The organism is Kitasatospora sp. NPDC049258 (assembly GCF_040678895.1).
In the GTDB taxonomy this organism is placed as follows: domain Bacteria; phylum Actinomycetota; class Actinomycetes; order Streptomycetales; family Streptomycetaceae; genus Kitasatospora.
The window spans coordinates 1-13,260 of record NZ_JBFAQT010000068.1; the positions used below are offsets into that span (position 1 = coordinate 1).

At 74.9% G+C, this 13,260-nt stretch carries 11 protein-coding genes and 1 pseudogene; 5 read left to right on the forward strand and 7 right to left on the reverse strand.

The genetic code is table 11. From position 1 onward, the window contains the following. Positions 1–102 (reverse strand): annotated as a pseudogene (locus tag AB0K43_RS30550) (electron transfer flavoprotein subunit beta); the annotation flags it as partial. 301 nt (positions 103–403) lie between these two features. Here AB0K43_RS30550 and AB0K43_RS30555 point away from each other — a divergent pair. Then, positions 404–1,087 carry a ribonuclease H gene (locus AB0K43_RS30555; RefSeq protein ID WP_363645509.1) on the forward strand — a complete coding sequence of 228 codons (684 nt, stop codon included), beginning with the start codon at positions 404–406 and terminating at the stop codon, positions 1,085–1,087. 37 nt (positions 1,088–1,124) lie between these two features. On the opposite strand, the gene AB0K43_RS30560 is transcribed toward AB0K43_RS30555, so the two are convergent. Beyond that, complete coding sequence (locus tag AB0K43_RS30560) at positions 1,125–1,388, reverse strand: dsRBD fold-containing protein (RefSeq protein WP_363645511.1); 264 nt, start codon at positions 1,386–1,388, stop codon at positions 1,125–1,127. A 127-nt stretch (positions 1,389–1,515) separates the two neighbouring features. Between AB0K43_RS30560 and AB0K43_RS30565 the strand changes: the two genes are divergently transcribed. The 3 genes from AB0K43_RS30565 (at position 1,516) to AB0K43_RS30575 (ending at position 5,704) form a co-directional block, all read left to right on the forward strand. Beyond that, positions 1,516–2,424 carry an Lrp/AsnC family transcriptional regulator gene (locus tag AB0K43_RS30565; RefSeq protein ID WP_363645513.1) on the forward strand — a complete coding sequence of 303 codons (909 nt, stop codon included), beginning with the start codon at positions 1,516–1,518 and terminating at the stop codon, positions 2,422–2,424. Positions 2,425–2,573: 149 nt separating this feature from the next. Further along, the gene (locus tag AB0K43_RS30570) at positions 2,574–4,061 is read left to right on the forward strand and encodes an APC family permease (RefSeq protein ID WP_363645515.1); all 1,488 of its coding nucleotides are present in this window, start codon (positions 2,574–2,576) and stop codon (positions 4,059–4,061) included. After that, entirely contained in the window at positions 4,058–5,704 is a 1,647-nt protein-coding gene (locus AB0K43_RS30575) for an amidohydrolase (RefSeq protein ID WP_363645517.1), read from the forward strand. The genes AB0K43_RS30570 and AB0K43_RS30575 overlap by 4 nt, the downstream gene beginning before the upstream one ends. Before the next feature lie 78 nt (positions 5,705–5,782). Here the strand turns inward: AB0K43_RS30575 and AB0K43_RS30580 are convergent, their stop codons facing one another. Continuing rightward, positions 5,783–8,998, reverse strand: a complete 3,216-nt coding sequence (locus tag AB0K43_RS30580; protein ID WP_363645519.1) for a M28 family peptidase — start codon at positions 8,996–8,998, stop codon at positions 5,783–5,785. A 289-nt stretch (positions 8,999–9,287) separates the two neighbouring features. Between AB0K43_RS30580 and AB0K43_RS30585 the strand changes: the two genes are divergently transcribed. Next, the gene (locus AB0K43_RS30585) at positions 9,288–10,688 is read left to right on the forward strand and encodes a helix-turn-helix transcriptional regulator (RefSeq protein ID WP_363645521.1); all 1,401 of its coding nucleotides are present in this window, start codon (positions 9,288–9,290) and stop codon (positions 10,686–10,688) included. Positions 10,689–10,733: 45 nt separating this feature from the next. Here AB0K43_RS30585 and AB0K43_RS30590 read toward each other — a convergent pair whose 3' ends face one another. The 4 genes from AB0K43_RS30590 to AB0K43_RS30605 all read right to left on the reverse strand — a co-directional run bounded on the left by AB0K43_RS30590 (position 10,734) and on the right by AB0K43_RS30605 (position 13,053). After that, positions 10,734–11,360, reverse strand: coding sequence for a hypothetical protein (locus tag AB0K43_RS30590; RefSeq protein WP_363645523.1), 627 nt, complete (start codon positions 11,358–11,360; stop codon positions 10,734–10,736). A gap of 114 nt (positions 11,361–11,474) precedes the next feature. Next, positions 11,475–11,660, reverse strand: a complete 186-nt coding sequence (locus tag AB0K43_RS30595) for a hypothetical protein (protein ID WP_363645525.1) — start codon at positions 11,658–11,660, stop codon at positions 11,475–11,477. A 69-nt stretch (positions 11,661–11,729) separates the two neighbouring features. Beyond that, on the reverse strand, positions 11,730–12,341 hold the full coding sequence (locus tag AB0K43_RS30600) for a hypothetical protein (RefSeq protein WP_363645527.1): 612 nt from the start codon (positions 12,339–12,341) through the stop codon (positions 11,730–11,732). 40 nt (positions 12,342–12,381) lie between these two features. After that, a complete protein-coding gene (locus AB0K43_RS30605) occupies positions 12,382–13,053 on the reverse strand; it encodes an enoyl-CoA hydratase-related protein (RefSeq protein ID WP_363645529.1) in 672 nt (223 codons plus the stop codon). Positions 13,054–13,260 lie beyond the last annotated feature (207 nt).

Below are 13,260 nucleotides of genomic sequence, written 5' to 3' on the forward strand. Positions count from 1 at the left end.
GCCGTCCACGCCCTCCCGGTCGGTGGTGGTGTCGTCCGCGAAGCGACGGTCACCGGTCGCGTCGGGCACGTACTTCACACAGACAACGATCCTCAGGGACATGCTGCCTGCTCCTCTCTGTCGGGACGTTCGGCTGCGAGCCGGAAGACATCGCTCACTCTAGGGTACTCAGTACCCCGAATGGAACACACTCAGTGCCAATGGATCGTCGATCCGGGGATCGAAGTGTCCGATGCCCGGCGGTCGCGGCGGTTGTCCGCCCGGTTCCACCGGCACCACGGCCCCCCGAGGGGGTACTGAGTGCCATCCGGTGGGGGTTGCCCCGGCGCCGGGTCGCCGCCCAGTGAACCACCTGCGGGCGCCCGGGCCGGGCAGCCACACGGAACCTGCCATCATCGTGGTCATGGAACGAGTGATCGCAGCATGTGACGGAGCCGCCAAGGGCAACCCGGGCCCGGCCGCCTGGGCCTTCGTGGTCGCGGACGGCGACGGCGTCCCGCAGCGCTGGCAGGCCGGCCCGCTCGGGCACAGCACCAACAACGTGGGCGAACTGACCGCGCTGGAACAACTGCTGGCGGCGACCGACCCGGTCGCCCCGCTGGAGGTGCGGCTCGACAGCACCTACACCCGCGACGCCGTCACCAAGTGGCTGGCCGGTTGGAAGCGCAACGGCTGGAAGACGGCCGCGGGCAAGCCGGTCGCCAACCAGGAGCTGATCCAGCGGATCGACGCGCTGCTGGCCGACCGCGAGGTCACCTTCGTGTACGTGCCCGCGCACCAGGTGGACGGCGACCCGCTGAACGCGATCGCCGACAAGGCCGCGAGCGACGCCGCACGCACCCAGCAGGCGGCCGGCGGCACCGCGGCCGACCTGCCCGTGCCGGACCCGGCCTCGGCCTCCGCGGCGCCCCGCAAGGCGCGCAAGGCGTCGGCCGCCTCGCCCGCCCGCCCCGGCGGCGGCCGCCCGACCCTGGCCGCCCGGTTCCCCGGGACCTGCCCCTGCTCCCGGCCGTACGGCAAGGGCGAGAAGATCACCAAGGTGGGCAGCGGCTGGGGCCACCCGGAGTGCGCGCAGACCTCGGCCTGACGGCCCCGCACCGGCGGGGTCAGTAGATCCGGCGGGGTCAGTAGATGAGGTAGGCGGGCCGGTGCCCCTCGTCGGCGATCTCGCCGTCCGCCTGGGACCTCAGCCGGTGCGACAGGTCCTCGAGCGCGCGCGAGGCCGCGAGTTCCTCGCCGATCCTGGCCAGCGGCCGGTCGTCCACGCTGCGCACCGCCTCGCCGTGCCCGTGCAGGCCGGGTGCCTGCGGCCCGACCAGGGACGCCTCGCAGACGGTCTGCACACCGTCCTCGGAGAAGCTCAGCTGGACATCCCACTGGTTCTGCATGGCCGACCTCCAGACGTCGTCCCCCGCGCAACCACCCTCCCACCAGCGTGCGCCCGGCCCCCGAGGGGCCGCAAGGCTAGGGTGAGCCCCTGTCCGACTCCGCCGCACACCGCCCCGGGGGCCACCCGTGCTCGACACCACCGATGCCGCGCTGGTGCGCGAGCTCCAGCGCGACGGCCGGGTCAGCTACCAGCGGCTGTCCGAACTGCTCGGGATCTCGCGGGAGGCGGCCCGGGCCCGGGTGCAGCGGCTGCTGACCCGCGGTGAGGTGCGGATCGTGGGGATCGTGCCGTCCGCGGTCGCCGGCATCGAGGCGGTGGCGCACGTCTCGCTGGACGTGGCCGGCGCCGGCGCGCCGGTCGCGGCCGCCGCGGCGGCCCGGCGGGCGGCCTGCTTCGTGTCCTGCACGGCCGGCCCGCAGAGCGTGATCGTGGAGGTCCGGGTGGCCGACGCGGCCGCCCTGGAGGAGGAGTTCGCCGCGCTCCGGGCCGCCCCGGGGGTGCGCGGGGTGGAGGTGTTCCGCTGCACCGAGCTGGTCCGGGACGCCTACTCGCCGGCGGTCGCCGAGGCGCGGCCCGCGGCGGTGCCCCGGCTGGACCGTACGGACCGGCGGCTGCTCGGGCTGCTCCAGGCGGACGGACGGGCCGGCTTCGCCGCGCTGGCCGAACGGGTCGGGCTGTCCCAGCCGGCCACCCGGGCCCGGGTGCTGCGGCTGCTGACCGAGGGCGCGGTGCACGTGACCGGCCTGGTGGAATCCCGGGCGCTCGGGGTGCGGGAGGCGGCCGGCCTCGGCCTGGGCGTGCTCGGGCCGGTCCGGGAGGTGGCCAGGGCGGCGGCGGAGCTGCCGGGCGTGAACTACGTGGCGACCGGCCACGGCCGCTTCGACGTGGTGTGCGGGCTGGACGCGCCCGACCGCACGGCGCTGCTCGCGGGGCTGGAGGCGGTCCGCGCGCTGCCGGGGGTGGTCCGCTCGGAATCGTGGGTGCACCTGGCGATCGTCAAGGAGTCCTACACCTACGATCTGCCCATCGAATAGGCGATACATTCGCCCTGGCGGGGCTGTGCGAATCATTCGCCCGAATCCACGAAATCGACCGGCGAAATCATGCACGCAATCCCTTGACGCATTCTTTTCGCCTCGCCTTGAATGGCCGGACACCTCCCCCGAGAAAGCCCGGTCACCCGATGACGTCTTCCCCCAGCACCCCGGTCGCGGCACTGCCGCGCTCCCTGGGCGTCTTCGGCGGGGTCCTGCTGACCCTGTCCTGCGTCACCCCCGCCTCCTCGCTGTTCATCGTCGTCCCCCCGCTGCTCCAGGCGCAGGGCAGCGGCGCCGTGATCAGCCTGCTGGTCGCCGCGGTGCTCTCGCTCGGCGTCGGCCTGTGCTACGCCGAGCTCGGCACGCTGGTCCCCAGTGCCGGCGGTGAGTACTCGATCGTCGGCCGGGTGCTCGGCCGGCTGACCGGCTGGCTGGTGTTCGTGATCTCGATCGTCTCGCTGCTGGTCATCCCGCCGATCATCGCGCTCGGCACGGCGGACTACCTGGGCGCGGTGCTGTCGCTGGACCCGGCGGTGGCCGGCGCGGCGGTGATGGTGCTGGCCGTGGCGGTCGGCGTGCTGGACATCAAGTCCAACGCCCTGATCACCGGCATCTTCCTCGGCCTCGAGCTGCTGGCCGCCGCCGTGGTCAGCGTGCTCGGCCTGACCCATCTGCACCAGCCGGTCTCCTCGCTGGTGCACGCCGTGGTGCCGGACGGCCAGGGCGGCACCAGCCCGTTCACCCTCGGACTGCTGATCTCCGGGCTGGCCGTGGCGATCTTCACGTACAACGGGTTCGGCACCGCGATCTACCTCTCCGAGGACCTGCGGGAGCCGCGCCGGTCGGTCGCCCGGACGGTGCTGTGGTCGCTGCTGGCCGGGGTGGTCGTGATCACCGTCCCGGCGGTGGCGATCTGCCTGGGCGTCAGCTCCCCGGACCAGCTGGCCACCGGCGACCTGGTGGCGATCGTGGACTCCTGGGCCGGCAGCGCCGTCGGCACCTTCGTCAGCCTGTGCATCGCCGCCGCCATCCTCAACGCGGTCATCGTGATGGTGATCCAGAACGGCCGGGTGCTCTACGCCTCGGCCCGCGACCGGACCTGGCCCGACCCGGTCAACCGGGCGCTCGGCACCCTGCACCCGCGCTGGGGCTCGCCCTGGGTCGCCACCCTCGCCATCGGCGCCCCCGGCGCGGTGCTCGCGCTCGCCGTCCCGATCGACGCGCTGCTCGGCTTCACCGGCGTGGTCGTCGCGGTGATCTACCTGCTGCTCGGGGTGGCCGCACTGGCCGCCCGGACCCGCCTGCACCGGGCCACCGACGCCTGGCGGATGCCGCTGTGGCCGGCCGCGCCCGTGCTCACCACCGCGGCACTGGCCTACGTGCTCACCCAGCAGGCCGCCCGCGACCTGCTGATCACCCTCGCGGTGCTGGTGGTCGGCCTCCTCTACTGGGTGCTCTACCTGCGCCCGCGCAGCGCCACCCGCTGGGTGCTCAGCCTGCCGGCCGACCAGCTCGCCCCGCCGCCGTCCGCTGCGGCCCCGCCGGTCGCGGCCCCGCCGGCCGCGGCCACGGGGCCGTCCACCGCCGCGCCCGCCACCGCCCCGACCGCCGCGCTCGCCCCGGAGAACTCGTGAACCGCCCCGCAGACCTGATCGTCCACAACGCCCACGTCCACACCGTCGACGAGGCCCGCCCCCGGGCCGAGGCGCTCGCCGTCCGCGACGGCCGGATCGCCTGGGTCGGCGACGGCGACGGCTGGCGCGAGCTGGCCGGCCCCGCCACCGAGGTGGTCGACGGCCGCGGCCGGCTCCTGCTGCCGGGCTTCGTGGACAGCCACAACCACGTCCGGCTGGGCTCCGACGCCGCCTGCGTGCAGCTGGCCGGGGCCGCCGACCTGGCCGCGATCGGCGCCCGGATCACCGCCTGGCTGGCCCGCCACCCGGCGGCCGACTGGATCGAGGCCGAGGCCTTCGACTACTCGGCGATCCCCGGCGGCCGGATGCCCACCGCCGCCGACCTCGACCCGTACACCGGCGGGCGCCCCGCCTTCGTGCTCAGCTACGACGTGCACACCGCCTGGCTGAACACCGCCGCGCTGCGCCGGCTCGGCATCACCGCGGCCACCGGCGAGATCCCGTTCGGCACCGTGCGCAAGGACCCGGTGACCGGCGAGCCGACCGGCTTCGTCACGGACTTCGCCACCCGCGGGCTGTCCCGCGACGGCCACCGGGCGCTGCGCGCCGCCGGGCTCCCGTGGGCCTCGCCGGACCGGCAGTACGGCCGGCTGTGCGCCAGCCTGGACCAGGCGGCCCGGTACGGCATCACCACCGTGGTCGAGCCGCAGAACTCGCTGGACGACCTGGCCCTGTTCGAGCGGGCGATCGCCGAAGGCCGGCTGCGCTCGCGGCTGGTGGCCGCGCTGTTCCACCCGCGCGGCACCACCGACGCGGAGCTGGCCGAGTTCGCGGCCGCCGCCCGGCGGCACCGTGGCGACCGGTTCCGGGTCGGGCCGCTGAAGCTCTACATCGACGACGTGGTGGAGCCGCACACCGCCGCCCTGCTGGAGCCGTACGCGGGCCACCACAGCCACCGAGGGGAGACCTTCTACCCGCCCGAGGAGTTCGCCGAGGTGCTGGCCCGACTGGACGCGGCCGGCTTCCAGGCCTTCGTGCACGCCACCGGCGACCGCGGCATCCGCACCGTGCTGGACGCGGTGGAGCACGCCCGCCGGGTCAACGGACCGCGCGACGCCCGGCACCAGGTGGTGCACGTGGAGTGCCTGGACCGGGCCGACGTGCCCCGGTTCGCCGACCTCGGGGTGGTCGCCTGCATGCAGCCCCGGCACTGCTCCCCGGACATCGCCGGGCCCGGCCGGGACTGGGCCGAGGCGGTCGGCGAGCAGCGCTGGTCCAAGGCCTGGCCGATGCGCAGCCTGCACGAGGGCGGGGCGACGCTGGCCTTCTCCAGCGACTGGAACGTCGCCGAGATGGACCCGCTGATCGGGCTCTACACCGCCGTGACCCGGCAGGGCCTGGCCGGCGGCGAGCCGTGGATGCCCGGGGAGACGGTGTCGCTGGCCACCGCGCTGCGCGGCTACACGCTGGGCAGCGCCTACGCCAACTTCCTGGACGACCGGCTCGGTTCGCTGACCCCGGGCAAGCTGGGCGATCTGGTGCTGCTCTCCCAGGACCTGTTCGGACTCGATCCGAAGGCCGCCCTGGACACCCGGGTCGACCTCGCCGTGGTCGGCGGCGAGGTGATCCACCGGGCCGGCTGAGCGGCCGTGCCGCGGCCCGTCCGAGGACGGACCGCGACACGGCCGACCGGTCACCCGGTCACCGGTCGCCCGGTCGGCTCACAGGCGCTGCCAGAGCGCCGGGACGATCGGCGGCTCCCAGCCGGTCTGGGCCTGGTGCCCCTGGAGGCAGCGGTAGCTGATCCCGTTGTAGGTGACCAGGTCACCCGCCTTGTAGACGGTGCCCGCCGCCCACGTCCCGCTGCCGGTGCCACCGCCCACCACCAGCGAGTAGGTGGTGGCGTGGGTGGCGCCGCCGGTGCCGGTCACCGTCACGGTGTAGGTGCCGGCGGCCACCGAGCCGCCCACCGCGACGGTCATCGTCGACGAGGAGCCGCTCTGCACCGAGGCCGGGCTGAAGGAGACCGTGACGCCGCTCGGCTGCCCCGAGGCGGACAGGTTCACCGTCTGCGCCGAGCCGCCGGTGGTGGCGGTGGACACCGTCGCGCTGGTGGCGGACCCGGGGTCGGCGCTGCCGGTCGCCGGGTTCACCGCGAGCGAGAAGTCGTCGGTCGGGACGCTGCCGCCGACCGAGGTCTTCCACAGCGTGTACGCGACGCCGTCGGCGCTGCGGTCCAGCACCGTGGCGCTGACGTTGCCGGTGGTGTCGCAGGACTGGTGGTAGCAGGAGTCGTACGCCCGGTTGGCCGTGCCGCCCCACTTCGCCGCCTGCGCCGCCGTCTTGACCGCGCTGGCACCCGCCGCGTACCCGGAGGTGGGGATGCCGCCCTGCTGGAAGGAGTAGTCGTCGGAGCGGCCCTGGCCCTCGACGTTCTCCTCCGGCTGCAGGCCCAGCGCGTCCCAGTACGCCTTCAGCGGCGCCGCCGCCGCGGAGCTGACGTTGTTGATGAAGTAGCCGGCGTTGGGCGAGCCGACCATGTCGAAGTTGTAGTAGGCCTTGATGGCGCTGCGCTGCGCCGAACCGAGCTGGCCCACGTAGGAGGCGGAGCCCTGCAGGCCCTGCTCCTCGCCGGTCCACCAGGCGAACCGGACGTGCCGGGTCAGGGTCGGGTTCTGCTGCGCCAGCGCCAGCGCGTTCTCCAGCAGGACGGCCGAGCCGGAGCCGTTGTCGTTGATGCCGGGCCCGGCGGCGACGCTGTCCAGGTGGGCGCCGAACATGGTCACCTGGTCGGCCGGCCCGCCCGGCCAGTCCGCGATCAGGTTGTTGGAGGCGTAGGTGCAGGAGCCGCAGGCCTGCTCGGTGACGGTGTAACCGGCCGCCTGGAGCCGGCCCTTGAGGTAGGCGACCGACTGGGTGTGCCCGGCGCTGCCGGCCCGGCGGTTGCCGCCGTTCTGGGTGGCGATGGTGTTCAGCTGGGCGAGGTCGGCCTGCACCTTGGTGACGTCGATGTCGGGCGCGTTGCCGCCGGGGTTGCCGCCGCCGCCCACCGTCAGGGTGTACTGCGCGGTGTGGGTGACGCTGCCGGTGCCGGTCACGGTGACGGTGTAGCTGCCGGCGGCCACCGAGGCGCCCACCGCCACGCTCAGCGTGGAGGACGAACCGGCCTGCACCGAGGGCGGGTTGAAGGAGACCGTGACGCCGCTCGGCTGGCCCGAGGCGGACAGCGCCACGCTCTGCGCGGAGCCGGAGGTGACGGCCGTGCCGACGGTGGCGGTCACCGAGCCGCCGGGCTGCGCCGAGCCCGCCGCCGGACTGACGGCCAGCGAGAAGTCGTTGCTGCCGGACGGCGTGCAGGTCGGGTCACCGGTCTGGGAGGGCACGCTGACCGCGTCCCAGGCCGCCTTGGTGCGGTTGAACAGGGTGCAGGCCGGGTCCAGGTTCTTCGCCGCCGTCAGGGTGGCGGTCCGGTACCGCTTGTAGGTCATGCCGCTGGTCTTGAGCAGCATGCCGCCGTAGAAGACCCGGCCGGCGTCGCGGATGCCGACCCCGGTCACCGCGGAGCTGTTGCAGGTCGGGCTGGAGGGCTTGCCGCCGGCGGGCGCGGAGCCCTCGGCGAGCAGGTAGAACCAGTGGTTCAGCGGCCCTGCCGCGGCGTGCACCTCGGTGCTCGGGATCGAGGCCGAGTAGCAGTTGGGGTTGTTGCCCACCAGCGACGGGTTGTACATGTTGCGGATCGGCCCGTTGCCGACCAGGTTGATCATCTCGCCGACGGTGTAGTCGGGGTTGTCGTACGGCGCCGGCTCGTTGGTGTACGCCTCGGTGAGCGCGCCGAAGATGTCGCCGGTGCCCTCGCCCAGGCCGTTCTCGTTGTTGGCACCGCCCGGGGTGTACTGGTCGATGCCGTGGCCGAACTCGTGGCCGACCACGTCGATCGCGGCGATCCACTCGTTGGCGTTGTTGTGGCCGATCGAGACCGAGGAGCCGTCCCAGTAGGCGTTCACGTCGTTCAGGCCGACCTTGACGGGCCAGCTGCCGCCGGTGCCGTTGTGGCCGTTGCGGCCCAGCCAGTCGCGGAGCATGTCCCACTCCTTCTGCGCCGCCCACATCACGTCGGCGCAGCCGGTCTCCTTGCTGGTCGGGTTGCCGGTGCCCCAGGAGTCGCTGCTCTTGGAGAACACCTGACCGCTGCTGTAGTCGGCGCAGCTGAGCCCGGGCCGGTTGGGATCACGCAGCGAGTAGGTGCCGCCGGAGGCGGTGGTGGTGATGGTGAGCGGGGAGGGCCCGTTCCACTTGCTGGTGGCGGTACCGGCCTTGACGTCGTCGTAGCTGTCGAGCACCGCGCCGGTGCGGGCGTCGACGAAGACGTGCGGGTGGCTGGGCGCGGTGGCGCTGCGGCCGCTCAGCACGGTCTCCCAGGCGAGGTGCGCGGCGCCGTCCGCGACCCGGACCACCAGGCGCTGCGACTCCACCCCGTCCACCGCCGCCAGCCGGGCGCGGGAGGTCCGCTCGGCGTCGGCGGCCTTGACCGCGGGGGTGGTCGGCACGCCGACCGGGCCGGTGGCGGCCGACTGGGCGCCGCGGACCCGGCCCTGCCCGTCGGCGAGCACGACGGCGTCACCGCCGACCACCGGCAGGCCGCGGTAGCTGCGCTCGTAGGCGACCGAGTAGAGGCCGCCGACCCAGGGGGTCACGCTGCGGCGTTCGTAGCTCTCGCCCGGCCCCTTGGCGAGGGCGTCCAGGCCGGCCGCGGCCGCCTGGTCGGCGGCGGAGACGGCGGCGGCCAGTGCGCTCGGCGGGGGAGCGGGGGAGAGTGTGGGGCCGGCCGCCGCGGGGTCGGCGGCGGCCGGCCCGGCGGTGGCGCTCAGCAGGCCGGCCAGCACGGCCAGGGTGGTCCCGGCCGTCAGCAGTCGGCCCTTGCGGGATGGGTGTGGCATCGAGGCTCCTCGGACGTGGGGGTCCTCGAACGCGGACGGCGCCCCGGTGGCGCACGGGGAGGAGTCGCCCCGGGGCTGTCCGCGTCCGGGTGCCGGAACCCTCACATGTGGTCATGCCTCGGTCAATGGTCTAGTCATCTGTGGCAAAGCTTCGGCACATTCTGTCAAGTGGCCTTCGTGGCCAAGAGGTTGAGACCACTGCATGTACGCGGCGGCCGCCGTCCAGTACCGTCTCGCTCGGCGGGTCGGTGCCCGTGCCCGCCGACCCGAGGACCGGGGGAGGCCGCCCGTGCACCCGACCAGCGCCGACCCGCCCGTGCCCGCGGACCCCTGGCAGGCCTTCGGCAGCCGGCTGCGCCACTGGCGCCGACGGGCCGGCCTCACCCAGACCAGGCTGGGCACCGCGGTCGGCTACGACCACACCGCCATCAGCAAGTTGGAGCACGGCACCCGCCGCGCCACCCCGCACCTGGCCCAGCGGCTCGACCGGTTGCTCGCGGCCGACGGCGATCTGCTCGCGGCCTGCCGGACGGCCGAGGAGGGCGCACCGGGCGACCCGCCGCCCCCGGCCGGCGGCTTCCGCCCACCCCTGCCCGGTGCGCCCTCGACCGGCCCGCCGCCCCCGCCCGGCCGACTGCCCGTCCGGCTCCCCGACTACGGGGTGCTCTGCCCGCTGCACGGCGCCGCCGGCTGCGCGCTGCCCCCGCCCGCCGAGGTCGGCGCGCTGCACGCGGCCTTCTGCGACGGCCCCGCCACCGCCCGGCCGCCGGACGCCGACACCGTGCACGCGCTCACCGCGCTGCTCGCCGCCCACCTGCGGGCCGCCGAGGAGCACCCCGACCCGAGGGCCGCGGCCGCGGTCGAGCACACCCTGCGGGCCCTGGTCCGACGGCTGGCCGCGGGCCCCGGCGACCCCGCCCGCCGCCCGCTCGCCCGGCTCGCCGCCGAGTACGCGCACGCCGCCGGCGGGCTGCGACTGCAGCACGGCCGCAGCGCCACCGCGATGGCCTGCTTCGACCGGGCGCTCAGCTGGTCCGAGCTGGCCGGCGACCCGATCACCCAGGTGGCCGCGCTGGGCGACATGAGCACCCTCGCCCGCCTGGAGGGTGACGCCGCCTCGGCGCTCGGCTACGCCCGCGAGATCAGCCGCGCGGCGCCCGACCGGCACTGGACGGGCGCCCTGGCGCAGGTGTACCAGGCCCGCGCGTACGCCTTGGCCGGCGAGGTCCGCGAGACGGTGCGCCACCTCTCCCGGGCCCGGCTGCACCTGGACCACCTCGACGGGCGCGAGGAGGCGGACGCCCCCTGGCTGTCCGTCACCTCGATGCGGCTACGGGTGGAGTCCGGCGCGGCCGCGGCCCTGCGGGACGCCGCCGCGGTCACCGGCGACCCCCGGCTCGCGCTGCGCGCCCTGGACGCCGCGCACACCGCGTTGCGGTTGCTCGGCCCCCAGCAACTCCCCGCCACCCGGCTGCTGTTCACCCTGCGGATCGCCGACTGCCTGCTCTGCGCGGACGAACCGCAGGCCGCCCTGGCCCTGCTCGGCCCGACACTGGAGAGCGCCACCGCGGGCGTACCGGCTCTGGTCGGCCACGAGCTGCGCGGCCTGCGCGAACGCCTCGCCACCCACCCCGGCCGCCGTCCCGAACTCGCCGCCACCGCCCGCCGCCTGGCCGAACTCGCCGGGTGAGGCGCGGGGCCGGGGCGCCGGGAGTGCCGTTGCCGGCGTGCGCCGCTACGCCTTCGCGGCTCCGTCGTCGGGGAGTGACCGGCCGGCGCAGGCGGCCACCCGGGCTGCCAGCTCCTGGTAGGTGACGGCTCCGCCGCAGAGGCGCTGCACGGCGGCCAGGCCCAGGCTGGCCTGCCCGGTCGCCTCCACGAGGGCGCGGGCGGCGACGTGGAAGCGCCACCGGCCGATGTCGAGCGGGTCGTAGTCGGCGTGGGTGAGCGCGGTGTGGAGGGCGAAGACGTAGACATCGGCGTTGTAGGACTGTTCTGCCGCGCCACCCTGCTCGGGGGTCCAGGTGCGCCCGCGCAACCGGGAGAACCGGATCTCCGACAGCCGGGGCTGGCCCCAGGCCTGGAGGTAGGCGCTGGTCTTGACCTCGACCCTGAGTCCGTCAGGCGTGAGGACGTCGAAGCTCTCCCACTCGGTGTTGCGTGCCACGGCGCCGACGGCGCGGTGGACCAGGAACTCCGCGAGCAGGCCCCGGGTGGTGTTGGCCCGGAGGTCGGGCATCGCATAGCGCCAGAAGTCCAGCACCGTCCCGGCATCCGTGCCGCGGAAAGCCTCGCTGCCCCTGAGCGGGGTCGGTGCGGCCGGGGTGTGCCAGACATCGGGGGAGGGGGAGTCGGAGAGCATTCCTCCAGCCTGCCATGCCCTGTTGGACCGGCAGTTCCGATGTCCGTGCCGCTCGTGGCGGCAGCCCGGAGCCCCCGGCTCGAGCGGGCCGGGGCGCCGGCATGGTGCGGGGGCTCAGCTGAAGCTCACGTCGTAGCCGCCCTCGCTGCGGGGGGCGAAGTGCGCCGAGCCGGAGACTCCCTCGTGGGCGAAGCTGCCGCCGGTGACGACCGCGTCGAAGACCTGGGCCTTGGCGCCCTCGTGCGCGACGGGCACCACCGCGGACACCGCGATCTGGTTCTCGCTCTTGAACTTGAGCACGATGCTGCAGAGCAGGCTGTCCTGGTCGGTGCCGACCTCGCCCTTAGCCCATCCGCGTGGCCGCGAGCGTCACCCGGGCGCCCCGCGGGATTCACCCGCTCGGCCCGCCTCGCCGGGTCGGACCTCCTGGAGGAGGCCCCAGGTGAAGTCGGCCGTCCACGCCCGCGGTGTGCCCCGGGCGTCGGGGGCGGTGAAGTCGAGCTGCCAGCGGGTCGGGGCGCTGCCCTCCCGGGGGCGGGCGGAGGGGAAGGCCGCGCCCAGGTCGGCGACCACGCAGCTCCACGGTGCGAGGTCGCCGACGGTCGGCAGTGCGGGGGCGGGGGCGCCGGGGGCGCGCACCAGCCACTCGTTCCAGACCGGGCCGCCGCCGCCCGGGCCGAGCAGGATCTCGAACCGCAGCTCCGGCCAGAGCGGCAGCTCCCACAGCTGCGCGGTGCAGGCGAGGTCGCCGATCCGGCGCGCCGCGGTGGCCTGCGGCGGCCCGAGCACCGCGGCGTAGCGGCCCGCCCCGTGCGGGAAGCGGGGCGAGCGGACCATCGCCTGCCAGCGCTTGTTGGCCTCCCGCAGCTCGGCCCGGGAGGCGCCGAGCCGGGCCACCGCCTGCTCGACCAGGCCGGGGTTGAAGTCGGCCATCCGCCGCAGCAGTACGAGTTGGAACTCGGTGGTCGCGAAGCCCTGCATCGGGCCAGGCTAGCCACCGCCGGGGCCGGCCGCGCGCGGCTCAGCCGAGTTCGATGTGCTCGGCCCGCAGGGCGGCCAGCACGGGTGCGTACATCCGGGTCTTGATGGTGCCCAGGGTCGGGCCCGCCTTGGTCGCCAGCGCGGCGGCGGTCTCCACGGCGGTCCGGCGGACCGCCTCCTCGTCCGCCGTGCGGTCGACGATCCCGGCGGCGAGGGCGTCGTGGCCGCCGTAGCGGCGGGCGGTGACCATCGCCTCGTGCGCCGTCCGGGTGCTGAGCCGGGCCTGGACGAGGGCCGACATGCCGGTGGTGAACGGGATGGCGATGTCGACCTCGGGGAGGCACCAGTAGCCCCGGTCGCCGCGCATCACCCGCAGGTCGTGCGCCAGCGAGAACATCGCACCGGCCGCGAAGGTGTGGCCCTGCAGCGCCGCCACGGTGACCAGCGGCAGGGTCAGGGTCCGGGCCAGCAACTCCTGGACCTCGGCGACGTAGCTGCCCGCCCGGTCGGTGTTGGCGAACAGCCAGTCCAGGTCGAGGCCGTTGGAGAAGAACTTGCCGGTCGCCGTGGTCACCAGGGCCCGCGGCCCCGGGGCCTTCTCCACCTCGTCCAGCAGCGCGCCGACGGCGGTCAGCCAGTCGGGGTGGAAGCGGTTCTCGGTGTCTCCGAGGTCGAGGACGAAGACCTCGCCCTGCCGGTCCAGCGTGGGCATCGCCGCTCCCTGCTACTCGTTGGTAACTACGCTGTGCGGCATAGTACCTGGGGAGCGGCCGGCCGCAACCGTACGGCCGGGCCCCGGTTCGGGTGCCCGGCCGTCATGGGCGGTCGTCAGGCGGGGAGGCCGACGGCGCGTTCGCCGTTGCGGCGCTGCTGGATGACGACGGCGACGACGAGCAGGGCGCCCTGGGCGACGTTCTGC

What these genes read in the sequence shown, in the direction of transcription:
- AB0K43_RS30555 (WP_363645509.1), top strand. Translation starts at nt 404, where the DNA reads ATGGAACGAGTGATCGCAGCATGTGACGGAGCCGCCAAGGGCAACCCG.
- AB0K43_RS30560 (WP_363645511.1), bottom strand. Translation starts at nt 1,388, where the DNA reads ATGCAGAACCAGTGGGATGTCCAGCTGAGCTTCTCCGAGGACGGTGTG.
- AB0K43_RS30570 (WP_363645515.1), top strand. Translation starts at nt 2,574, where the DNA reads ATGACGTCTTCCCCCAGCACCCCGGTCGCGGCACTGCCGCGCTCCCTG.
- AB0K43_RS30580 (WP_363645519.1), bottom strand. Translation starts at nt 8,998, where the DNA reads ATGCCACACCCATCCCGCAAGGGCCGACTGCTGACGGCCGGGACCACC.
- AB0K43_RS30590 (WP_363645523.1), bottom strand. Translation starts at nt 11,360, where the DNA reads ATGCTCTCCGACTCCCCCTCCCCCGATGTCTGGCACACCCCGGCCGCA.
- AB0K43_RS30600 (WP_363645527.1), bottom strand. Translation starts at nt 12,341, where the DNA reads ATGCAGGGCTTCGCGACCACCGAGTTCCAACTCGTACTGCTGCGGCGG.
- AB0K43_RS30605 (WP_363645529.1), bottom strand. Translation starts at nt 13,053, where the DNA reads ATGCCCACGCTGGACCGGCAGGGCGAGGTCTTCGTCCTCGACCTCGGA.